The sequence below is a fragment of the Allorhizobium sp. Av2 genome (assembly GCF_021462805.2).
Taxonomy (GTDB): Bacteria; Pseudomonadota; Alphaproteobacteria; order Rhizobiales; family Rhizobiaceae; genus Allorhizobium; species Allorhizobium vitis_G.
The window spans coordinates 838,418-859,890 of record NZ_CP192697.1 but is presented as its reverse complement, the minus strand read 5'-3'; the positions used below and the strand labels follow the sequence as shown (position 1 = coordinate 859,890).

The 21,473-nt window shown below is 58.2% G+C and carries 19 protein-coding genes and 1 riboswitch; of the genes, 10 read left to right on the top strand and 9 right to left on the bottom strand.

What is annotated here, in order from left to right:
- Positions 1 to 129 precede the first annotated feature (129 nt).
- The 6 genes from FS819_RS21625 to FS819_RS21600 all read left to right on the top strand — a co-directional run bounded on the left by FS819_RS21625 (position 130) and on the right by FS819_RS21600 (position 8,164).
- Positions 130 to 1,152: a GNAT family N-acetyltransferase gene (locus tag FS819_RS21625; RefSeq protein WP_234624846.1), complete on the top strand. Its 1,023-nt coding sequence runs from the start codon at positions 130 to 132 to the stop codon at positions 1,150 to 1,152.
- Positions 1,152 to 2,564, top strand: coding sequence for an MATE family efflux transporter (locus FS819_RS21620; protein ID WP_156550372.1), 1,413 nt, complete (start codon positions 1,152 to 1,154; stop codon positions 2,562 to 2,564). The genes FS819_RS21625 and FS819_RS21620 overlap by 1 nt, the downstream gene beginning before the upstream one ends.
- A complete protein-coding gene (locus FS819_RS21615) occupies positions 2,561 to 3,748 on the top strand; it encodes a PLP-dependent transferase (protein ID WP_156550373.1) in 1,188 nt (395 codons plus the stop codon). Before FS819_RS21620 ends, FS819_RS21615 begins: the two co-directional genes overlap by 4 nt.
- A gap of 191 nt (positions 3,749 to 3,939) precedes the next feature.
- Positions 3,940 to 5,190, top strand: a complete 1,251-nt coding sequence (gene lysA / locus FS819_RS21610) for a diaminopimelate decarboxylase (protein ID WP_156550374.1) — start codon at positions 3,940 to 3,942, stop codon at positions 5,188 to 5,190.
- Positions 5,191 to 5,914: 724 nt separating this feature from the next.
- Entirely contained in the window at positions 5,915 to 6,646 is a 732-nt protein-coding gene (locus FS819_RS21605; protein ID WP_197434164.1) for a helix-turn-helix transcriptional regulator, read from the top strand.
- Positions 6,647 to 6,886: 240 nt separating this feature from the next.
- The gene (locus FS819_RS21600) at positions 6,887 to 8,164 is read left to right on the top strand and encodes a glycosyltransferase (protein WP_156550376.1); all 1,278 of its coding nucleotides are present in this window, start codon (positions 6,887 to 6,889) and stop codon (positions 8,162 to 8,164) included.
- A 20-nt stretch (positions 8,165 to 8,184) separates the two neighbouring features.
- Here FS819_RS21600 and FS819_RS21595 read toward each other — a convergent pair whose 3' ends face one another.
- On the bottom strand, positions 8,185 to 9,075 hold the full coding sequence (locus tag FS819_RS21595) for an SMP-30/gluconolactonase/LRE family protein (protein WP_156550377.1): 891 nt from the start codon (positions 9,073 to 9,075) through the stop codon (positions 8,185 to 8,187).
- A 164-nt stretch (positions 9,076 to 9,239) separates the two neighbouring features.
- On the opposite strand from FS819_RS21595, the gene FS819_RS21590 reads away from it, so the two are divergent.
- Positions 9,240 to 9,659, top strand: coding sequence for a GlcG/HbpS family heme-binding protein (locus FS819_RS21590; RefSeq protein ID WP_156550378.1), 420 nt, complete (start codon positions 9,240 to 9,242; stop codon positions 9,657 to 9,659).
- Complete coding sequence (locus FS819_RS21585; RefSeq protein WP_156550379.1) at positions 9,656 to 10,528, top strand: NAD(P)-dependent oxidoreductase; 873 nt, start codon at positions 9,656 to 9,658, stop codon at positions 10,526 to 10,528. Before FS819_RS21590 ends, FS819_RS21585 begins: the two co-directional genes overlap by 4 nt.
- Positions 10,529 to 10,577: 49 nt before the next feature.
- Here FS819_RS21585 and amaB read toward each other — a convergent pair whose 3' ends face one another.
- Both amaB and FS819_RS21575 read right to left on the bottom strand, forming a co-directional pair.
- Entirely contained in the window at positions 10,578 to 12,113 is a 1,536-nt protein-coding gene (gene amaB / locus FS819_RS21580; RefSeq protein ID WP_156550380.1) for an L-piperidine-6-carboxylate dehydrogenase, read from the bottom strand.
- A gap of 53 nt (positions 12,114 to 12,166) precedes the next feature.
- Positions 12,167 to 13,450 carry an NAD(P)/FAD-dependent oxidoreductase gene (locus FS819_RS21575; RefSeq protein WP_156550381.1) on the bottom strand — a complete coding sequence of 428 codons (1,284 nt, stop codon included), beginning with the start codon at positions 13,448 to 13,450 and terminating at the stop codon, positions 12,167 to 12,169.
- Positions 13,451 to 13,665: 215 nt separating this feature from the next.
- Between FS819_RS21575 and FS819_RS21570 the strand changes: the two genes are divergently transcribed.
- Both FS819_RS21570 and FS819_RS21565 read left to right on the top strand, forming a co-directional pair.
- A complete protein-coding gene (locus FS819_RS21570; protein ID WP_071584416.1) occupies positions 13,666 to 14,565 on the top strand; it encodes a LysR family transcriptional regulator in 900 nt (299 codons plus the stop codon).
- 58 nt (positions 14,566 to 14,623) lie between these two features.
- Positions 14,624 to 14,769, top strand: a riboswitch (FMN riboswitch).
- Between the two features lie 126 nt (positions 14,770 to 14,895).
- A complete protein-coding gene (locus FS819_RS21565; protein ID WP_156550382.1) occupies positions 14,896 to 15,372 on the top strand; it encodes a 6,7-dimethyl-8-ribityllumazine synthase in 477 nt (158 codons plus the stop codon).
- Between the two features lie 62 nt (positions 15,373 to 15,434).
- Here the strand turns inward: FS819_RS21565 and FS819_RS21560 are convergent, their stop codons facing one another.
- Genes FS819_RS21560 through FS819_RS21535 form a run of 6 tightly spaced genes read right to left on the bottom strand, consistent with a single transcriptional unit; the run spans position 15,435 to position 21,470 of the window.
- Complete coding sequence (locus FS819_RS21560; protein WP_156550383.1) at positions 15,435 to 16,781, bottom strand: extracellular solute-binding protein; 1,347 nt, start codon at positions 16,779 to 16,781, stop codon at positions 15,435 to 15,437.
- A gap of 42 nt (positions 16,782 to 16,823) precedes the next feature.
- On the bottom strand, positions 16,824 to 17,666 hold the full coding sequence (locus FS819_RS21555) for a carbohydrate ABC transporter permease (RefSeq protein WP_156550384.1): 843 nt from the start codon (positions 17,664 to 17,666) through the stop codon (positions 16,824 to 16,826).
- Positions 17,663 to 18,598, bottom strand: coding sequence for a carbohydrate ABC transporter permease (locus FS819_RS21550; protein WP_156550385.1), 936 nt, complete (start codon positions 18,596 to 18,598; stop codon positions 17,663 to 17,665). The genes FS819_RS21555 and FS819_RS21550 overlap by 4 nt, the downstream gene beginning before the upstream one ends.
- Positions 18,591 to 19,691 (bottom strand): ABC transporter ATP-binding protein, encoded by a 1,101-nt coding sequence (locus FS819_RS21545; protein WP_156550386.1) that lies wholly within the window; start codon positions 19,689 to 19,691, stop codon positions 18,591 to 18,593. Before FS819_RS21545 ends, FS819_RS21550 begins: the two co-directional genes overlap by 8 nt.
- A gap of 47 nt (positions 19,692 to 19,738) precedes the next feature.
- Positions 19,739 to 21,262: an arabinosylfuranosidase ArfA gene (gene arfA, locus FS819_RS21540; RefSeq protein WP_156550387.1), complete on the bottom strand. Its 1,524-nt coding sequence runs from the start codon at positions 21,260 to 21,262 to the stop codon at positions 19,739 to 19,741.
- Position 21,263: 1 nt separating this feature from the next.
- Entirely contained in the window at positions 21,264 to 21,470 is a 207-nt protein-coding gene (locus tag FS819_RS21535; RefSeq protein ID WP_156550388.1) for a hypothetical protein, read from the bottom strand.
- Positions 21,471 to 21,473: the final 3 nt, after the last annotated feature.

Genomic DNA, 21,473 nt, shown 5'->3' with positions numbered 1-21,473 from the left:
GCCTCTCTCGCAACCGTGCAACAAAACACCGGCACGCCTTGCTCCAGCCTGCGCCTTCCCGCAGATGGCTTCCGCGGTTATTCCTTAAATAATTTACAATCTTTGATTGTTTTTTCCAATGGAGATGACATGCGCGTCGAATGGGACGGCGCTGTCATTGCTCATGGACGCATTAACTGGTCAGACACGCCCCGGCTGATCGTGGAAGCACTCTCCACCGACCAGAACCTGTCTTGGCAGGCCCCAGGCGAACCCACGCTTGGTGCCCTCATTGAGGCAATTCTGACCTGCCACCCGGAAATACATACGCTTGCCGTGGATCTGCCGGAAGGGGTGGATGGCACCCACTTTGCCGCTTGCGGCATGCTGCTCCCCACAGAGAGCGGCTGGATCGCAAAAGCCCAGGGCTTTTTCCAGCAATCGACGCTCTGGCTCGGCCATGTACCGCCTGCCTATCCCGATATTCCCGTGATGACCAATGGCACCTTGCATCCCATGCGCCCGCCAAAGCCGGTTGGGCCGGTCTATAGTCGCTTCATTCCGTGGCTGGACAAGGTGCTCGGTTTTCACGTCGCCTCACCAGAAGCGGATCTGCCGCATTTCCACCGCTGGATGAACGATCCCCGCGTCGCCGCGATCTGGGAGGACAATGGCACGCTTTCCCAACATCGTGACTTTCTCGAAAACCGGCTTGCCGACCCCCGCACCTTGCCGCTGATCGGCACGTTCGACAACGTGCCTTTCGGCTATTTCGAGCTTTACTGGGCCAAGGAAGACCGGCTCGGCCCGCATTACGATGCTGATAGCCATGACCGGGGCTGGCATGTGGCAATCGGCGAGGATGCATTTCGCGGCAAACCCTATGTCAGCGCCTGGCTGCCCTCGCTGATGCACTACATGTTTCTCGCGGACCCGCGCACACGGCGCATCGTCGGCGAACCCATCCACCATCATCACCAGCAGATCCGCAATCTCGACCGCTCCGGCTTTGCAAAGATCAAGCATGTGCAGTTTTCCCATAAGAAGGCCCTGCTGGTCATGCTTCTGCGCGAACGTTTCTTTGCCGACCAGCTGCTTTCGCCTGATCTGACCGGTCTGGTCGATAAGGATGGCCTCACCGTTCCAGGTTCCTTGGCGCGAGGCAGCCTGTAATGACGTCTTCAACGACGAAAATGGCGGCGGATCTCAACGATCCGCGCATCAAACGGCTGGTGATGACTGTTGCCCTACCCGCTGTGGCAGGATTAACAGCCAGCGCCGCCCACCACGCCGTCAACGCCATGTTCATTGGCGCATTGGGGCCGCAGGCGCTGGCAGGCGTCAGCCTCGTGCTGCCGCTGTTCCTGCTGGTTAGCGCTGCAACGGAAGGCTTGGGCATCGGGCTTGCGACGCTTCTGGCGCGCTCACTCGGTCAGGGCGATGTGAAGGCCGCGTCCTCGGTGGCAGTGACCGCCCTGGTTGCCGCTGTGCCGATGGGCATCGTGCTGTCCACGCTGATTTACCTCGCCTTGCCCGCTTTCGTGCGGGCGGTGGGCGGTGAAGGCGACCTTCTCGCCTCGGGCCTGATCTATGGACGGCTGATCGCCTTTGGCGTGACGCTCGGCATGTTGCAGGCGATCTGCGATTTCATTGCCATTGCCGAGGGCAATTCCCGTTTCTCGATGACTGTGTTGATCGCCAGTTTCGCGCTCAACATCGCGCTCGATCCGGTGTTCATTTTCCTGCTCGATTTTCGGGAAGCGGGCGCGGCGATTGCCACCATGGTATCAACGGTTGCAGCCCTTCTGGCCTATGCCGTTTATTTCTATCGCAAGCGGGGCAATGTCCGAATTGATCTGAGCCTGATCCGCTGGCACCTGCTGAAGCCGATCTCCAGCATCGGCATCCCGGCCTGCGCCACCAGCATCGTCACCGGCCTCGGCTTCATGGTGCTGTTGCGTCAGGCAAGCCAAAGCGGCGGTGAAACAGGCGTTGCCGCCATTGCCATTGCTATCCGGCTGATCGCCTTCGGGCAATTGCCGGTCTTCGGCTTCTGCCTCGGCGCGCAAAGCGTCGTCAGCCATGCCGTAGGGCTGGGTGATGACCAGCGCATCAAGGCCACCATTCGCTTCATGCTGATGGTCACCATTCCCGTTGCTCTCTGCTATTCCACCTTGCTGCTGGTCGCCGCAGGTCCCATCGCCCGGCTATTCACCGCAAGCCCTGAGGTTGCCGCGCAAACCGCCGCCTGTCTTCGTTTGCTGTTTCCGGTCTTTCCGCTGGCAGCCTTCCAATCCGTCCTTCTGGTCATGTTGCAATCGCGCGGACGGGCTGGCCTTTCAGCCATCATGGGACTGGCACCGAATGGCTACATGCTGATCCCGCTGCTTATGCTTTTACCGGCCTGGCTCGGCTTTATCGGCGTTGCGATTGCGCCTGCCGCCGCTGCGGTGCTGACAGCTGCTCTCGGCATTGTCGTCGCCCGCCGCGAATGGGCGACCATACTTCCCTCCAGCCTTCCTACCAGTGACGGCCCACGTCCCGGCCTGTCCGCGCTCCATCCCGATACAAGAGGTTTGTCATGAACGAGACACCACGATTCGACCCAGCCGCGAAAACCATTCCGGTTCCGCCCCCTACCGGCTTTATCGGTCACGACCCCTTCGATGCCGCCGTGCCGCCGATCTATCAAACATCCCTGTTTCTGTTCGATAGCTATGCCGAGTTGGAAGATGTGTTTGCCGGGCGCTCCCACAAGCCGATCTATTCACGCGGCGACAACCCAACCGTCCAGATTCTTGAGGGTCGGATCGCCGAGATGGAAGGCGCAGAGGCTGCGCGGGCCTTTTCCAGCGGCATGGGTGCGATTGCAGCGACCATTCTCGCCTTCGTCAATCCGGGCGACCGGATCGTCACCGTCCGCCATGTCTATAGCGATGCGTTCCGGTTTTTCGAAAAAGTGCTGAAGCGCTTCGGCGTTCTCGTCGATTATATCGACGGCACGGATACCGAACGCCTGATTGCCTCCCTGCCGGGGGCCAAACTCGCCTATTTCGAAAGCCCGACCTCGATGGTGTTCGAGCTTCAGGATCTGGTCGCGGTTGGCGCTGCGGCGCGCCAACATGGTGTGTTGACCATTGTCGATAATTCCTGGGCAACACCGCTCTATCAAAAGCCGATTGCCGCAGGCATTGATCTCGTCATCCATGCCGCCTCGAAATATCTGGGCGGCCAGAGCGATACGGTTGCCGGTCTCGTGACCGGATCGAAGCAGCATATCGCCCGGATCAACGGCGAAATCTTTCCCTATACCGGCGCAAAGCTTTCGCCCTTCGAGGCCTGGTTGGTGCTGCGCAATCTGGAAACGCTGCCTTTCCGCATGCGCCACCACCATGAAGCGGGTCTCGAGGTCGCCCATTGGTTGAAGGCCAGCCAAGCCGTAGGACGGGTCATGCACCCAGTCTTCAGCGATCATCCGGGCCGCAACACATTGACGGGCTTTGGCGGATTGTTTTCCTTCGAAGTCACCGATGACATCGATGTCGCGGCGTTTGTCGATGCCTTGCAACTGGTGCGGATCGGGGTCAGCTGGGGCGGGCCGGAAAGCCTTGTGGTGCCTGCCAAGGCGGCGCTCAGCATTTCGCCGGAAACCAATGTCTTTGCCCGCTTCGGCGTCAGCGACCGGACCATTCGCCTCAATGTCGGACTGCATGAGGCAAAGGCGATCATCGCTGATCTGGAACAGGCGCTCGCGCAAGCCGCACGGTAAAAGCCGTTTCCCCTTGCTCGCTGAATTGAATAAAACTGCCTAAAGACCGGCGGGGCGCCTGTAGCGCTTCGCCGGTATTTTTGCCATATGTCACGCGCGCGCCATCGTTAGCCTGCCTTTATCCGCATAGGCGCCCCATGTCGCGCTCAAATGTGCCGCCCGATTTTTGAACCCGGATCGATCCATACACCATGACACGCCTTTCAAACGACACACTCACCACGCTTGCGCAAACCTACGGAACGCCGGTCTGGGTCTATGACGCAGACACGATCCGCGCCCGTATCGCGCAATTGTCATCCTTCGATGTCATTCGCTTTGCCCAAAAGGCTTGCTCCAACACCCATATCCTGCGGCAGATGCGTGAAGCCGGGGTGGTCGTCGATGCCGTGACGCTAGGTGAAATCGAGCGGGCCAGACGGGCGGGCTATGGCGCTGGTCAGGCCTCCGGTGTTGCCGATATCGTCTTTACCGCCGATGTCTTCGATCGCAGCACACTGGATCGGGTTGTCACTGACAAAATCGAGGTCAATGCAGGCTCCATCGATATGCTGCACCAACTTGGCGCACGCTCTCCGGGGCATCGCGTCTGGCTGCGCATCAATCCCGGTTTCGGCCACGGCCATAGCAACAAGACCAATACCGGCGGCGAAAACAGCAAGCATGGCATCTGGTTCGAGCAATTGCGCGAAGCGCTGGCCGCCGTGCAGCGCTACTCGCTGACGCTGGTCGGCCTGCATATGCATATCGGCTCCGGTGTCGATTACCGGCATCTGCAACGGGTCTGCGGAGCCATGGTGACATTCTGCTGTGAGCTTGGCGCCGATATCGAGGCGATTTCAGCGGGTGGAGGACTATCCATCCCCTATAAGGACGGCGAGGAAGAAATTGATACCGTCCATTATTTCGCGCTTTGGGATAGCGCCCGCAAACAGATCGAGGAATATCTGCGCCACAAGGTGAGACTCGAAATCGAGCCGGGCCGGTTCCTGACGGCGGATTCAGGCCTGCTGCTGGCCGAGGTCCGCGCCACCAAAACCATGGGCAGTAATCATTTCGTCCTTGTCGATGCCGGATTCAGCGATCTGGCCCGCCCGGCAATGTATGGCAGCTATCACGGCATCTCCGTCTTGCCCGCCCCGAACAATAGCGCCCCGCGCAGCGACGTGCCGGTGTCGACAGTGGTGGCAGGACCGCTTTGCGAATCCGGCGATGTCTTCACCCAGGGCGAATTCGGTACGATCGAAAAGCGCGACCTGCCGCAGGCGCAACCGGGCGACTACATGGTCTTTCACGACACCGGCGCCTATGGCGCGTCGATGTCATCTAACTATAATAGCAGGCTCTATGCTCCAGAGGTGCTGATCGAAGGCGATAACCACCGGCTGATTCGCAGGCGCCAGACGCTGGATGACCTGCTGGCGCTGGAAACAACGGCATAAGCCAAAGTCCTCACGAGAGTCGGCAGGGCAAACTCTGCCGACGGCGGCGGTGAATATGCTCAAGGCGGTCAAATGCCTGAGCATATTCGCAAGCCGAACGCGGCAAGGCTGGCGCCGGAATTGGTGGCAGGCATTTATGGCGACCTCTGATAGAGCCGCACGTTTTATAAACCGCACAGAGGATGCTGTAATACATTATATTTCCTGGATGATTTTGCATTGCAACAAGCGAATTCACCCCTAAAAACGCCTAGAGTCACAGCAGGACTCGTGCCACAACAGACCACAAACACGAAATTTGTGCGCGTAAAACTGACCTGATCTGGGGCAATCACCAATCGTAAACGCACTATACGGGCGTGGCAGGCGTCAATGTTCAGATTTTATTTCCATTGAAATTGACCCGTTTCAATTTCAAATTGACATTGACCCCTTGCTTGTAAATGCTACACTGCAACATGACGCATAATACAACACATTTTCAAGTGCCACCAATAGATACATTTATTTTCCAATATTAAAACAGCATTTTCTGAATTTTATATTTGCGGGCAGTCCAGTCCTCCCAGTTTCCGGCCCCGAATGCCCGGCCTCAGAAATTTCACGAAGTGACGATTTGGAGTTTTATTTCATGCATGACATCAAACATAAGTCCGTAGATCCTCTCGATCGCTTTATTATGCGCCTCAATGCCGCCGCCTCTGCTGCGGAGATGAAAGCAGTTATGGAATCCAGTATAAAGTCACTGGGTTACAAGTATTTTTCATATCATATCCTTCAAACCCCTGTGCTGAATGCCACAAATGAGACACGCCATACGTTCGGCATCAACAACTATCCAGAGGAATGGGTGGAGCGATACGCGTCGGAACGGTATGTCTATTGCGATCCCATCGTTGGGATGTCTCTCTCTCGCAAGACCCCGTTCAAGTGGAATGATGCCATCGATCGCGATAAGCTGACGGAAGAAGAGCGTTGCGTGATCGAAGATGCTGCAAAACGTGGCATCGCCAACGGGCTGACCGTGCCTCTCATGTCCCGCCATGGCGAACTGGCGATCATGACTGTTATCCCTGACGAGAAATTCCAGGACAGCCTGCCGGAAGCGCATCTTATTCACATTATCTCGCAATTCTTTCACTCCTGTGCGCTGCCGGTGGTCATGGAAGAGCATCTGATCGGCAGCTATCGCCGCCGTCGGTCTTTCCTATCGGCACGGGAAAAGGAAACCGTGATCTGGGTTTCCAAAGGCAAGTCATCATGGGAAATTGCCAAAATCCTCGGCATTTCCGAAAAATCGGTTGAATTTTACATGGAGTCGGTCAAGCGTAAGCTGGAAGCCGTCAACCGTACCCAGGCCGTCGTCAAGGCAATCATGCTTGGATTGATCCAGACCGACCGTTTTCAGTCGGGCGACGGCCGCAAAGCAACAATGGCCATGCCCAGCCGAGCCTGATGTCATCGTTGCTGACTAAAGTCCTCTTATGCTTGATAGGGGGAGTGCGGCTGAACTACTGACGTGTTGCAGTGCCAAATCGCTAGCGTTGGCACATTGCAATTCGAAAGTTGCATGGCAGAAATTGCATGGGGCATTGAGTGACGTGCCCAATAGCCGCTTTAGCCCAATAGACGCTTTAGAATATGTCCAATGTCGGGTGCCAATGTCAGGCATCATTATCTGGTGAATGAGTAAACCATGCAGATCGTCATATTCACGATTGGCACCGAAGGCGATGTGCGGCCGCTGGTTGCTCTTGGCGTTGGGCTGAAACAAGTCGGTCACAAGGTCAGAATTGCCACCGATCCGCAATGCGCTGATCTCGTCACCAATCACGGCTTGGAATTCGCCCCCTTGCGTGGCGATTTCCTCGATTGGATGCGCACCGACCGGACGGCAATGTCCCAGGGCCTTTCACCGCTTGCTATTGCCAAAGCAGCACGGCGGAAACTGAAAACCATGGCCGCCAGTTGGCCGGCCCAAGGCCTTAGGGCAACGGAGGGTGCCGATCTGCTGATTGGCAATGGTATGGTTTTCCATCTTGCCGCAGCCCTTGGCGAATATCTGGGCCTGCCTGTCGCGGAAACGCAATTGGTCCCCACCCTGCCGTCGCGGCAACCACCGCTTCTGCCGCTGCCAGATTGGGCGAGGAGCTTGCCGGGGCCAATCAATGTGGCTCTCGGTCATGCCACTCAAATGCTGATCTGGCATATTTTGCGCCCCGCCTATAATGAGGTGGTGCGTCCGGCCCTGCGGCTGCCGCCTTATCCCTGGCGCGGCCCCTATACCTATAAGCCCCGTTCGCATCTTCGGCTGTTTGCCTATAGTCCAACGCTGGTCGAGCCGCCTGCCTCGCTCCCCTCCAATGTCCGGGTCACCGGCCCCTGGCAGTTGCAGGAAGGTTCGACATGGGTCGCACCGGATGATTTGACAAATTTTCTAAAAGGCGGGCCACCACCCGTCTATGTCGGCTTCGGCAGCATGGTTGGGCCGGATGGAGGACGCTTCACCGATATTGTGTTGCAAGCGGTACGCAAGACGGGCAAACGCATTGTGCTTGCCAGTGGTTGGGGCGGTCTCAATGGCGCGGACAGCGAGGCTGGGGGCAATATCTTCCGGATTGACCGAGCGCCGCATGACTGGCTATTTCCGAGAATGGCGCTGGCGGTTCACCACGGCGGCGCTGGCACGACGACCGCTGCGGCACGTGCTGGCATTGCCTCGGTGGTTGTGCCATTCTTTGGCGATCAGCCATTTTGGGGCAGTCGCCTTGAAAAACTCGGCGTTGCTCCGCCAGCACTGGACCGTGCTGCCTTGACCTCAGATGCCTTAGCCTCGGCAATTATCTCTGCCGACGGTGACGATATGCGTCGTCACGCAGCAGACCTTGGTCAACGTATGCGGGCAGAAGACGGGATCGCTATGGCTATTGCGGCAATAGAAAGCCTTGGCGTGAAAAGCAAATGGTCAGCCTGACCTTTGCGTGACAGATCCTGTCAGGCTGCACCGTTCCGGTTCAGGGAAATTGCATAGAGACTGGTTGTTGCGGTTATGAACAATCGATGCTTGCCACGCCCGCCGAAGCAAAGATTGGAGACCGTTTCCGGCACCAGGATCTTGCCCATCAAATGACCGTCCGGGGCGATACAGTGGACACCATCGGCAGCCGAGGACCAGAGATAGCCGTCGCTATCGAGCCGCATCCCGTCGGCACAGCCCTTGTCGATCACATGAAACACGTCGCCGCCGGTTAGCTTCCATCCGTCATCGACATCGAACACGCGGATATGCTGCGGATCTTGGCTATGCATACGACCGGTATCGGCCACGTAAAGCCGTTTTTCATCCGGGCTGAAGGCCAATCCGTTTGGGCAGTTGAAATCGGTCAACACGGCAGAAATCGCCCCGGATGGATCGACACGGTAGACATTGCAGGGCAATTCCTGCTCGCTTTTCGTGCCTTCATAATCGGTGGCGATACCGTAATGCGGATCGCTGAACCAGATCGCCCCATCGGAAGCCACAATTACATCGTTGGGTGAATTGAGCCGCTTACCCTCAAAGCTATCGGCAATCACTGTGATCGTGCCGTCATACTCAGTGCGGGTCACACGCCGCGTGCCGTGCTCACAACTGACCAAGCGCCCTTGCCTGTCGCGGGTATGGCCATTGGCAAAATTGGAGGGTGCACGAAAGGTGGTGAGACTGCCATCCGGCGTCCAGCGCAGGATACGATTGTTGGGGATGTCGGAAAACAGCAGGCAATCCAGGTCGCCAAACCAGACAGGTCCTTCCACCCAATCGAAACCGGTTGCCAATTGCTTGACCGGGGCATTGCCCATCACAAACCGGCCAAAGGCGGGATCGGAGATCTCAAAGAACGACATGACGGAGCGCCTCCCAACACTTGATAGTCTGGACTTGGTATTCGGGTTCGAAAAATCAAACTGACAGTGATCGGTGAAACACCCATTCCTACTCGCCAAGCTGGACCGGTTCGAATATGGTATCGATAACATGACCGGTAGAAACTGCCAAGGGAGAGCATGCCATGAGCTTTACGATACCCTCAAGCGCCTTGAGCGACGAAGGCGTCGCCACGCTTTTGCGCGCCGCAATCGATGCCGCGACGGCGATGGGCCAGCCGCAATGCATTATCATTGTCGATCACAGCGGCGTAGAACTGGCTTCGTTTCGCATGCGCGGCTCGCGCTATCTTTCCCTAAAAAGCGCGAGGGCAAAGGCACGGACCGCAGCCTCGCTTGCCGCGCCCAGCCATAGCGTTCCCGACCACGCCAAATTGTTGCTGGCCGCAGCAACTCAAGGCGAAGCGACGGGGTTGAGGGGCGGCTTGCCCATTAAAGTCAACGGCATGTTGCTTGGTGGGATCGGCATTGGCTCCGGCTCGGGTGAGCAGGACGAAGACGTGGCGCGCGCAGCCCTTGCCGCCATCGGAGCGGACCTGTCATGATGCGGATCGCCTTTCTCGGCACTGGCTTGATGGGAGAGCCAATGGCCCGTCATCTGGCTGCGGATTTCGAGGTCACCGTCTGGAATCGCTCCATACAAAAGGCGCAAGCCTTGTCCGACGTGGCCCGCATTGCCGCCAGCCCGGCAGAGGCAGCCAAAGGTGCGGATGTGGTGATTTCCATGCTGCTCGATGGTCCGGCCACCCGCGCCACACTGGAGGATAGCGGTGCAATGGCTGCGGCAGGCGATGGCGCGCTGATTATCGACATGGGATCGGTAGAACCGGCCTGCGACCGAGATCTTGCGGCGCTGGCTCAGCAAATGGGCAAGCGTTTCCTCGATGCCCCCGTCTCCGGCGGCGTGGCTGGCGCCAAGGCAAAAACGCTGTCGATTTTCGTTGGCGGCGCGCCGGAGGATTTCGCGGCAGCCGTGCCGGTTTTCGAAAAACTGGGCCGCCCGACGCTGATGGGGCCGGTCGGCACCGGCCAGACGGCGAAACTCGCCAATCAGTTGATCGTCGCCGTCACCATCGGCGCGGTCGCGGAAGCCTTTCGGCTGGCACAATCGGCGGGATGCGATCCGGCAACGCTGCGCGGTGCATTGCAGGGCGGCTTTGCCGATAGCCGGATTCTCGATCTGCATGGCGAGCGGATGGTGACCGGCAATTTCACACCGGGTGGACGTTCCGCCGCGCAGTTGAAAGACTTAAACAATGCGCTTTCGGTCGCTGCCGAGCACGCCCTGACCTTGCCACTCTCTGAAACGGTGCGGGCGGGCTTCACAGACCTGGTGCAGAACAAAGGCGGCGCAGATCTCGACCACTCGGCCTATTATCTCTGGCTGCAACAAATCCAGCCTGTTCAGGAATAACGGGCTCAACCATACTCCCGGTTATCGCCGGGAGTATGGTAACGACTGATTATTCGACGTCGAATTTCACGCCCTGGGCCAAGGGCAACGAGCGTCCAAAATTCACCGTATTGGTGGCGCGGCGCATATAGGCTTTCCAGGCATCCGAGCCGGATTCGCGCCCGCCACCGGTTTCCTTCTCGCCTCCGAACGCGCCGCCGATTTCAGCACCGGATGGGCCGATATTGACATTGGCAATGCCGCAATCGGAGCCACGGTCCGACAGGAAGGCTTCAGCTTCGCGCAGATCATTGGTGAAGATCGACGAGGACAGGCCCTGCGGCACGTCGTTATTCAGCGCCAATGCGGCATCAAAATCGTTGTAGCGGATCACATAGAGGATCGGCGCAAAGGTTTCATCCTTCACAGGCCCGGTCTGGGAGGGCATTTCCACCAGGGCGGGGCGCACGTAATAGGCCGAAGCTGCCTCTTCTTCGCGTACCCGCATGCCGCCATGCACCACGCCGCCAGCCGCCTTTGCCGCAGTCAGCGCGGTTTGCATCGCCTCATAGGCGCGGCCATCAATCAACGGTCCAACCAGCGTGCCGGTCTCCAGCGGATTGCCGATGGTGACGGAGCCATAGGCCTTGATCAGCCGGGGAACCAGCGTGTCATACACGCTGTCATGCACGAACAGGCGGCGAAGCGTCGTGCAGCGCTGGCCAGCCGTACCCATGGCGGCAAAGGCGACGCCGCGCAGGGTCAGGTCGAGATCGGCAGTTGGGCCGACGATTGCGGCGTTATTGCCACCCAGTTCCAGGATTGACCGGGCAAATCGAGCCGCCAGACGCGGACCGACCGCCCGGCCCATGGCTGTCGAACCGGTTGCCGAAACCAGTGGCACTTTCGGATGATCAACCAGCACTTCGCCAATGGCGCGTTCACCGATCAGCACGGTCGAAAGCCCGTCCGGTGGGCTGCCGCCAGCGGCCACATAACGGCGGACGGCTTTTTCGAAAATCGCCTGAGTGGCAAGGGCGGTAATCGGCGTCTTTTCCGATGGCTTCCAGACAGTCGAATTGCCGCAGACCAGGGCCAGCGCCGCATTCCAGCACCAGACGGCAACCGGGAAATTGAAGGCCGAGATAATGCCGGTGACGCCGAGGGGATGCCAGGTTTCCATCATCCGGTGTTCGCTGCGTTCGGTGGCAATGGTCAGGCCGTAAAGCTGACGCGACAGGCCGACCGCGAAATCGCAAATGTCGATCATTTCCTGCACTTCGCCAAGCCCTTCGGAGGTGACCTTACCAACCTCGATGGACACGAGACGACCGAGATCGTCCTTATGAGCCCGTAATTCCTCGCCCAGCAAGCGCACCAATTCGCCGCGCTTGGGGGCCGGCACCAGGCGCCATTGAAGGAAAGCGGCATGCGCATTGTCGATGGCCTTGCTTGCCTCATCGCTGGACACTGTTGCAAGCGTGGCAAGCGTGCTGCCATCCACAGGCGATGTGACCGCCAGCGAACCGCCCGACAAAGTCCCGGCGGAAACACCGAGATTTGCAAGAATGCGCGATACATCGGCAGGCAGGTTGAGTTTCGACATCGATATGATCTTTCCTTGAAACGTCGTTTGCATGTGAATGGTATTGATGCGGATCAGAACCGGCTATCCGCCAGATGAGCGATTTGCGCGCCCGCTTCGTAGTAAATTTCCTTTACGGTGCGCAACGCAATGGTTTCCGGCTCGGATAGCGGCAAGGGCAGATCCGCCTCGCCGATCTCGCCCAGAACCAATTGCGCCAATGTCCGCCCGAAAGACGTGCCGGGCGCAATGCCACGACCATTATAGCCGCTAAAGCCGACAACCCGCTTGGCAAAGCGGTGGAAGCGCGGCACGGCATCACTTGTCATGCCGATCTTGCCATACCATTCCGTCTCAAACTCGACATCACCCAATTGCGGAAACAGCCGCTTCAGGCTGCGCTTGGCCCAGGCTCGGTGGACTGCCGCCCCGCCATGGCGCAACGCCCCGACACTGCCGAATACCAGCCGACCGGCCTGATCCATGCGGAAGGATGAGAGGATTTCCCTGGTATCCCAACAGCCCTCGCGGTTCGCCAACAAGGAGCGGCGCAAATTTTCGCCAAGCGGCACAGTGGCAAAGTTGAAATAGGGAAGATGCATCTGCTCTTCCCGCACGCTTTTCCAGGGACCGGTGGAATAGGCATCGGTGGACACGATAATCCAGCGGCAGGAGACGTGGCCGGAGGCAGTCTTCACCACCCAGCTTTCGCCTTCCCGCTCGGTTTCCACCACCGGGCTGCCGGTGAAAATCCGCACACCGGCGCGAATGGCCGCAGCAGCAAGCCCTCGCGCATAGGCAAGCGGTTGCAACGTTCCGGCCCGGGGATCAAACAGCGAACCGGCATAGGCAGTGCTTCCGACGCGAAATGCCGTCTCCTCGGCAGATAGAAGCTCGACCGGCGCACCGCGCGCCACCCATTGCCGGTGACGGTTCTGCAACTCCTCCAGCCCGGTGCTGCCGACGGCCAGATGCAGCGTGCCATTGGTTTCCAACTCGCAGGCGATGCCGTGTTTTTCGATTGTCTCGCGCACCAACAGCGGCGCTTCGCCCAATTGCTTCAGCGCCCGCTCTCCATGCACAGGGCCAAGCACCTTGGGCACGTCGTCCGGCATCACCCACATGCCGCCATTGATCAGCCCGACATTGCGGCCCGCGCCGCCAAAGCCGATCTCAACCGCTTCCAGCAACACAACGGAAACCCCGGCCTCGGCCAGATGCAAGGCGGCTGACAGGCCGGTATAGCCGCCGCCGACCACGACGACATCGGCAATCAGGTGTTCAGTGAGCACCGATGTGGACGGCGGCGATGGCGCGGTTCGCTCCCATAGCCCGTGCGATCTTGGATTCCCCTGCATGACAGTTCCCTTATATCGCAACCGAACCGGAAGCCGGGCAAAACGGCAGCAATTATTCTGCCAAAACACTAGCAAGTGCTGAACCAGTCCGCCAGTGCGCAATTATCGATGTTTCTGCAAGAGTTCTTTCCCAAATGGAATGACCTCAGGCAAAAGACCGCCTATAGAAAACCATGTCGCCCTTCTCGCCAGTCCGATCTATGCCCGGAGCCTCCATGCAAAGTCCCCGTCGTTTCCTGCCCTCCCTGCATCTTCTTTCGGCTTTTGAGGCCGCAGCCCGCACCGGCAGCGTCACGGCGGCAGCGCGGGAATTGAGCCTGACGCAAAGCGCGGTCAGCCGGCAGATCAAGGCGCTGGAAGAGCAGCTTGGCGTCGAGCTGTTTCACCGCGAACGCCAGACGATCCGGCTGACGGCAGGCGGCAATATCTATGCCCGTGAAATCCGCGATGCGCTACGGATCATCAGCACCGCATCGCTGACTCTGAAGGCCAATCCGTTCGGAGGGACGCTCAATCTCGCCATTCTGCCAACCTTCGGCACCCGATGGTTGGCCCCGCGCCTGCCGGGATTTCTCAGCCGCCACCCCGGCATCACCATCAATCTCGTCACCAAGCTTTCCTATTTCGATTTTCGACTGGAGCCGGTCGATGCTGCCATCCACTTCGGTCTGGCCGATTGGCAGGGCGCGGAAATGTCGCTGCTGCGCTCTGAAACCGTCATTCCAGCCTGTAGCCCTGAGCTGCGCGACACCTACCGGTTTCAGACCCCACTGGATCTGCGCCAGGCCCCTCTTCTCCATCTCACCACCCGCCCCGATGCCTGGGAACGCTGGCTGGCCAGCAATGACGTGCAATCCGACCAGGTGCGCGGCATGTTGTTCGACCAGTTCGCAACAGCCGCTCAAGCCGCCATGGCAGGGCTTGGTGTCGCGCTGCTGCCTGAATTCCTGATCGAAGAGGAAATGGCCTCCGGTCGCCTGGTCAAGGCTATTGATAGGCCGATGCAAAGCACGGAGGCCTATTATCTTGTTTGGCCGAATGAACGCGGTTCACACCCGCCTTTGCAGGCCTTTCGAGACTGGATATTGGAAGAAACCGCAGACGACAGACGCTAGCCTACCGAATAATGAGAAAAACGGCCTTGCAATTTCTGCAACTTCAATTCTATGTTATAACTGTTCTCAGGGCGGGGTGAAATTCCCCACCGGCGGTATCGGGCTTGCCCGGAGCCCGCGAGCGCTTTCAGGGCAACCTGGGAGGTCAGCAGATCCGGTGCGATGCCGGAGCCGACGGTATAGTCCGGATGGAAGAGAGCATGCAGAAAGACCTAAGCGGAGCTCCGTCTCCGCAACGGGTGTATACTGCTGTTCGCCCAAGGGAAAATTTGCCGCCTCCGTGCGGTGTTCCAGCCAACTCCGTTTGGCTGACCCTTGAAAGGCAGAGACATGACTATCGCAGCAAGACTTGAACCAAACCGCATTGCCGTCATTCGCGCCCGCTGGCATGCCGGGATCGTTGATCAATGCGTAAACGCCTTCGTCGCCGAATGGCAGGAGCTTGGCGGGACCGCAGCCGAGATCGACATTGTCGATGTTCCCGGCGCATTGGAAATTCCGCTTCACGCCCAGACGCTTGCCAAAACCGGAAAATATCGCGCCATCCTCGGCTGTGCGCTGGTGGTGGATGGCGGCATTTACCGCCATGATTTCGTGGCCGCCACCGTCCTGGACGGCATGATGCGCGTGCAGCTCGATACCGAGGTGCCGGTGCTTTCGGCGGTACTGACACCCCATAACTTCCAGGAAAGCGAAGCGCATATCGCCTTCTTCCGTGAGCATTTCGTCCTCAAGGGCAAAGAAGCAGCCTCGGCCTGCCACGCCATTCTGGCGGCCCGCTCCGAAGTGCTGATGACGGTGCTGTAAAATATCGCCGCCCAAAGCCTGCTGGGGCTTTGGGCGGCTCTTCTCTTTGGTCGGTTTTATTATTACAGGTTGCCAAGCAGGTCATTCACGCGGCTTTGAGCATCCTTCAAAGCCGCATCGACATCCTTCTGACCAGTCACCGCAGCGCTCATTTCTTCACCGATAATGTCCTGGATCGGGAACTGGCGTTGCACTTGCGATGGCAATGGACGGCCAAGCTGGGCAATATCAGACACGGTATCGCGGTGTGGCAGGGCCTTGAAGGCATCCGAGGTCAGCACAGCCTGCACGGATGGCAGGTGGCCGGTGCGTGACCAATCAAAATCATTGTCGATGAAGAATTTCAGGAACCGCGCCACGGCCTTGGTCTGCTCGGGCGTCCGGTCCCTGACGGAAACAGCCCAGGTATGACCATCGGCAAACTGCGCGTGGTCGCCGGAAAACAGCTGCGGATAGGGATAAACGGCATAGCCGCCCTTATTCAGCGCCGTACCCGGCTTGGCAGCCGAGGCATTGTAATCGCCAATCATCCAGGTGCCGTTCAGATGAACACCGCCCGCACCGGCCAGAAAGGCGGTGATCGAGGCGCCGTAATCCATATCCTTGGTGGTATAGCCCTTGGCGTAGATGGTCTTGTACATCTCCACCACCCGCTTGGCCTCAGGCGTGTCGAGCTTGATATGGGTTGGATCGGCGAAGAAGTCAGCGTTTTGCTGGAACAGATAAGTATAGAGATTGCGCATATAGAGCGCCGTCTCATTGGCGAGATTCTGCACGAAATAAGGCTTGCCGGTCTTCTGCTTGAACTGTTCGGCCTGGGCCAGAAGCTCTTCCGGGGATTTCGGCAGGATCGGCGTACCATCGGCATTGACGAGACCCGCCTGCTTAAACAGATCCATATTGATATGGTAGAGCATGGTCCAGCTGTCGATCGGCAATCCATAGAGCTTGCCGTCCTTGGTCGCGCCCTGCCGCGCCGCCTCGGTAAAAGTGTCAGGCTTGATGCCTTGCGTGGCCAAAAGCTCGTCCAGCGGCATGATCAGGTTTTTGGACTGATAATCCGACAGGGCCGATTCATGGATCGTGACGATGTCAGGCGGATCGTTGGAGGCAAATTGTGCGTTGAGCTGGTCGTAGCCCGGCCATTCCACCGTCGCCAACGAGACATGGATATCCGGGTTGTCGGCGTTGAACTTGTTGATCAGCGAGGTCATGATCCCACATTCGCCGACCGATTTGCTGACGTCTGTATTGCTGCCATATTCAGCATCGCAGGCGCCGAAGAACCTTTGGACGTTCAGTTCCACCGGCTCCGCCGCAAAGGCGGCATGAGCAGTCATCAGTGCCACCACCGGAATGGCGGTGCGCATCAGTTTCATGATCCTCGATTTGACTGGCTTGGCTTTCATGGTCTCTCCTCCCACGTGTTTGTTGTATTCTTCGGACAAACGCTACCGAACGGCTGCCCCCGACACCGCCGTAACGATATATTTCTGGAAAAACAGATAGATGATCAGAATAGGCGCCCCAGCAAACACCGCCTGCGCCATCAGAAAGCCGAGACCTTCCGACTGGCCGAAATTGGTCTGGGTCGAGGCAAGGCCGACCGTCAGCGTATACATGTCCTTCCTGGAGGCGGAAATCAGCGGCCAGAAATAGTCGTTCCAGGACGCCAGAAACGTGAAAATGCCAAGCGTCGCCTGGGCGGGCAGTGTCAAAGGCAAGAGCACCTTCCAGAAAATCCGAAACCGACTGGCATTGTCCAGCAAAGCCGCCTCATCCAGATCGCGCGGGATGGCCCGGAAATATTGCGTCATCAAAAAGACGCCGAAAGCGCTGGATAGACCGGGCAGCACAAGGCCCGGATAGGTATTGTGCAGGCTCAACATGCTGAAAATCTGGTGGCGGGCGACCAGAACCGCCTGCTCCGGCACCGCGAGCCCGAACAGAACGATCACGAACAGCGCATCGCGCCCAGGAAAATTCAGGCGGGCAAAGCCATAGCCGGCCAGCGACGACAGGATCAGCGTGCCGATGGTCAGGCTGATGGAGACGATCAGGCTGTTAAGAATCCAGCGAAACACCGAGGATGTCTGGATTATATTGAGATAGTTGCTGATGATATAGGGCGGATGAAACACCGAATTAGGGTCGGCCATCAGCACGCTGTTTTCCTTCAGCGACAATCCGATCACCCAGAGAATGGGCAAAAGCATCACGAGAGATAACAGCACGACCAGCCCAAGAACGATCCGGTTGCCAAGCCTGCTGTGAGAGGAGGAAAAGCCGCTCATGCCGCATCTCCCTTGCGCCTGGTGATCAGATATTGCGCCATGGCGGCCAGCAGGATCAGAATGAAGAGGATTTCGGAGGCTGCGGCCCCAAGACCGAGATCCCAGCGGCGGAAGGTGACCTCATAGATATAGAGAACGATGGGTCTGGTGGCATTGTTCGGCCCACCCCGCGTCATCAACAGCGCCTGGCCAAACAGCTGGAATTGCAAGACAATCTGAATGACGACCACCAAGAGGAAGGTGCGCTTGATGGATGGCAGGGTAATGGCCGTCAGCGTCCGCCAGCGGCTGGCATTATCAAGCGCTGCCGCCTCATAGATATCGCCGGGGATCTGCTGCAAGGCCGATAGAAACAGCATCATCGGCAGGCCAAGGCACCACCAGACGGTGGCGATGGCAATCGCGATCATCGCCAGATCCGGATCGGACAGGGCGGCGGGTGCCGTTGCGCCAAACCAACTGAAAATGGTGGCAAGCAAGCCGACCTGCGGAATGAACACGATCCGCCAGACCAGCGTGACGATGGTGACGGACAAGACCGAGGAGGCGAAGAACAGGGTTCGCAGAACCGCCGCCGTCCGCGTCTGCCGGTTGAGCGCCAGCGCCAGAAAAAGCCCAAGCACCGCCAGCGTCGGCACCGTCAATGCCACGAAATAGAAGGTATTCCAGATCGACTGGATGAAAACGGCGTCCCGAAACAGCCGCAGGTAATTATCGAAGCCGACAAACCGCCCGCTCGAAAACATATCGGCCTTATGAAAACTCAGCCAAATGCCCCAGATCAGCGGGAAAACCAGAAGCGTGGTGAAAAATGTCAGGTAAGGCGCCACGAATAACGCATGGCTCCAGCGCGGAGCATGGATGCTCATCGACGCAGGGGCCGAACGGCGGCGCAGGCTCACACCCGGATGGACAGAAGAGCGGTCAGCCATCGGACAGCGCCTCCGCATGCCGGGCGGTGCCATCCGCATCGAACAGATGGGCTTTTTCACCGTTAAAACCAAGACCAATCCGATCGCCGATTTTCAGGCGCGTCTGACCCGCCGTTGCGGCCACCACACTCTGCCCATCTGCCAATCGTGTGTAGATCAGCGTTCGATCACCCAGACGCTCCAGCACATCGATAGTGCCATCAATGTCGCCACCCTCAGGCGGCGTAACGTGAACCGCCTCGGCGCGAATACCGAGCGTCACCGCCGAAGCCGCATTTTCCGGATCGATATGGGTTTCGATGCGCAGGCTCTGACCGCAGGTGGCGATCATGCCGGATCTGCCGGGAGCAAAACCCGTAACATCGAGAAAATTCATCGCGGGCGACCCGACGAAACCGGCAACAAACCGGGTTGCCGGGCGCTCGTAGATCTGCATCGGCGTGCCAATCTGCTCGATGCGGCGGTTGTTCATCACCACGATCCTGTCGGCCAGCGTCATGGCTTCGGTCTGATCGTGGGTGACGAAAATCATCGTCGAGCGCAGCCGCTGGTGCAATTGCGCCAGCTCAATACGGGTACGGGTGCGCAGAGCCGCATCAAGATTGGACAGCGGCTCATCAAACAGAAAGGCCTTGGGCTCCTTTACCACCGCCCGGCCAATCGCCACGCGCTGGCGCTGGCCACCGGAGAGCTGCCCCGGCTTGCGCTCCAGCAGATGATCGATTTCCAGCATCCGCGCTGCTTCCGCAATGCGCGCATCGATGACCGACTTGGAGACCTGAATATTCTCAAGCCCGAAGGCCATATTCTGGCGCACGGTCATGTGCGGATAAAGCGCATAGGATTGAAACACCATGGCCACGTCACGCTGACCGGGCGGCAGTCCGTCAATCCGCTCGCCATTGATGCTGATTTCGCCTTCATCGACGCTTTCAAGCCCGGCGATCATCCGCAGCAAGGTTGATTTTCCGCAGCCGGACGGACCAAGGAAGACCACGAATTCGTGGGCCGGAATGGACAGCGACAAGCCATCCAGTACGGTCATGGCACCGTAGGTCTTGCTGACATTGCTGATTTCGATCTGTGCCGTCATCGCTATCCTCCTCCCAGGTTTAGCAAGGTCAGGAATTATCCATGCCCCTAAGAGACATCCTGAACCTTCACCCGGATCATCTGGTAGGACAGCGCCGGAAACGACGCCGACAGGCTTGTGCCGTCGATAACAAGCCCCTCGCCGGGACGTGGCGCAACCTCCGTCATCCGTGCCTGCGTATTGACCGCCTTCAAGTCGGCATGGGTCATCACCTGATAATCGGCAATAGATGGCGCGGTGCCAAACCCCTGCAAATCAAAGGTCGTCTCGATGGTCGCTTCTGAACGATTGACGATGAAGAAAGCAATCGAGCCGTCCGCCGCGTCATGCACGGCGGCAATGTCGAGACTGTCGACCTCACCGACTGCGGACGCCGTATAGGTCGGGCTTTTTACCCGCAGATCCAGCGCCGTGCCACGGCCATGCACCGAGGCAAACAGGAATGGATAGAAAATCGTCTGCCGCCACGCCGGACCGCCCGGCACCGTCATGATTGGCGCGATCACATTGACCAATTGCGCCAGGCAGGCAATGCGCACCACATTGGAGCGGCGGATAAAGGTGTTGATGATCAGCCCGACCTGCAACACATCCTCGAAATTATAGATGTCTTCCAGCAACGGCGGCGCAAAGGGCCAACCATCATTGCCCTGGAGAATTGCCTTGTCCTGCTCGTTGGAATGATACCAGACATTCCATTCATCAAAGGAAATATAGACGTTCTTCGAAGAGCGTTTCTTGGCCTTAATGAAATCAATCACGCCCGATACCGAGACAATATAATCATCGAGTTTCTTGTTCTGGGCGAGATAATTGGGCGTATCGCCCGCCTTGTTGTCGAAATACATATGCAGGGAAATGTAATCGACCTCATTATAGGCATGGTCGAGAACGGTCGCTTCCCATTGCGGATAGGTCGGCATCTTGGCGTTGGACGAACCGCAGACCACCAGTTCCAGCGATTTATCGAAAGCCCGCATGGCCTTGGCGGTTTCGTGGGCGAGGCGACCATATTCATCCGCGGATTTGTGGCCGATCTGCCAAGGCCCGTCCATTTCATTGCCCAGGCACCAGAGCTTCACATCAAAAGGCTGCGGCCTGCCATTGCTGATGCGCAGATCGCTCCAATAGCTGCCGCCGGAATGATTGGCATATTCCAGAAAATTGCGCGCCTCATCCAGCCCGCGCGATCCGAGATTGACGGCCAGCATCATCTCCGTGCCGACAGAGGCGCACCAATCGGCAAACTCGTGCAGACCGACCTCGTTGCTTTCGGACGTGTGCCAGGCGAGATCGAGGCGAACCGGGCGCTGATCCCTAGGGCCAATGCCGTCTTCCCAATTATAGGCCGAAACGAAATTGCCGCCGGGATAGCGCACGATCGGCACATTCAACTCCCGCACCAGATCGATGACATCGCGGCGCATGCCGTTTTCATCGGCGCTTGGGTGATCGGGTTCATAAATACCGGTGTAAACCGCCCGGCCCAGATGCTCTATGAAGGAGCCGTAGAGCCGTGGATCAATCTCCGCAATGCTATAATCGGCATGCGCCAGAACGGTCGCCTTCATGTCATCCTCCCCATATATATCCAATATAATGATTTAAACCATCTTGTCGGATATAAAATCGTGATTTAGCACAAGCGTCAAGCTGGAAAGCAGCCGGGAGCACTGCAAAAATATGCTGCGGTACAGCAAAAATATCAATAACAACAATATGACGACTGCATGACAGACCCAGAAACCATGGAGATTTCGGCTTCAAAATATCAATCATAAA

Bases quoted from the DNA above. Each gene is read 5' to 3' on its own strand.
- FS819_RS21550 (WP_156550385.1), bottom strand. From the start codon at position 18,598: ATGGCTGACCGCTCTTCTGTCCATCCGGGTGTGAGCCTGCGCCGCCGT.
- FS819_RS21615 (WP_156550373.1), top strand. From the start codon at position 2,561: ATGAACGAGACACCACGATTCGACCCAGCCGCGAAAACCATTCCGGTT.
- lysA (WP_156550374.1), top strand. From the start codon at position 3,940: ATGACACGCCTTTCAAACGACACACTCACCACGCTTGCGCAAACCTAC.
- amaB (WP_156550380.1), bottom strand. From the start codon at position 12,113: ATGTCGAAACTCAACCTGCCTGCCGATGTATCGCGCATTCTTGCAAAT.
- FS819_RS21600 (WP_156550376.1), top strand. From the start codon at position 6,887: ATGCAGATCGTCATATTCACGATTGGCACCGAAGGCGATGTGCGGCCG.
- FS819_RS21595 (WP_156550377.1), bottom strand. From the start codon at position 9,075: ATGTCGTTCTTTGAGATCTCCGATCCCGCCTTTGGCCGGTTTGTGATG.
- FS819_RS21605 (WP_197434164.1), top strand. From the start codon at position 5,915: ATGGAATCCAGTATAAAGTCACTGGGTTACAAGTATTTTTCATATCAT.
- FS819_RS21555 (WP_156550384.1), bottom strand. From the start codon at position 17,666: ATGAGCGGCTTTTCCTCCTCTCACAGCAGGCTTGGCAACCGGATCGTT.
- FS819_RS21535 (WP_156550388.1), bottom strand. From the start codon at position 21,470: ATGATTGATATTTTGAAGCCGAAATCTCCATGGTTTCTGGGTCTGTCA.
- arfA (WP_156550387.1), bottom strand. From the start codon at position 21,262: ATGAAGGCGACCGTTCTGGCGCATGCCGATTATAGCATTGCGGAGATT.
- FS819_RS21625 (WP_234624846.1), top strand. From the start codon at position 130: ATGCGCGTCGAATGGGACGGCGCTGTCATTGCTCATGGACGCATTAAC.
- FS819_RS21570 (WP_071584416.1), top strand. From the start codon at position 13,666: ATGCAAAGTCCCCGTCGTTTCCTGCCCTCCCTGCATCTTCTTTCGGCT.
- FS819_RS21545 (WP_156550386.1), bottom strand. From the start codon at position 19,691: ATGACGGCACAGATCGAAATCAGCAATGTCAGCAAGACCTACGGTGCC.
- FS819_RS21575 (WP_156550381.1), bottom strand. From the start codon at position 13,450: ATGCAGGGGAATCCAAGATCGCACGGGCTATGGGAGCGAACCGCGCCA.
- FS819_RS21585 (WP_156550379.1), top strand. From the start codon at position 9,656: ATGATGCGGATCGCCTTTCTCGGCACTGGCTTGATGGGAGAGCCAATG.
- FS819_RS21565 (WP_156550382.1), top strand. From the start codon at position 14,896: ATGACTATCGCAGCAAGACTTGAACCAAACCGCATTGCCGTCATTCGC.
- FS819_RS21620 (WP_156550372.1), top strand. From the start codon at position 1,152: ATGACGTCTTCAACGACGAAAATGGCGGCGGATCTCAACGATCCGCGC.
- FS819_RS21590 (WP_156550378.1), top strand. From the start codon at position 9,240: ATGAGCTTTACGATACCCTCAAGCGCCTTGAGCGACGAAGGCGTCGCC.
- FS819_RS21560 (WP_156550383.1), bottom strand. From the start codon at position 16,781: ATGAAAGCCAAGCCAGTCAAATCGAGGATCATGAAACTGATGCGCACC.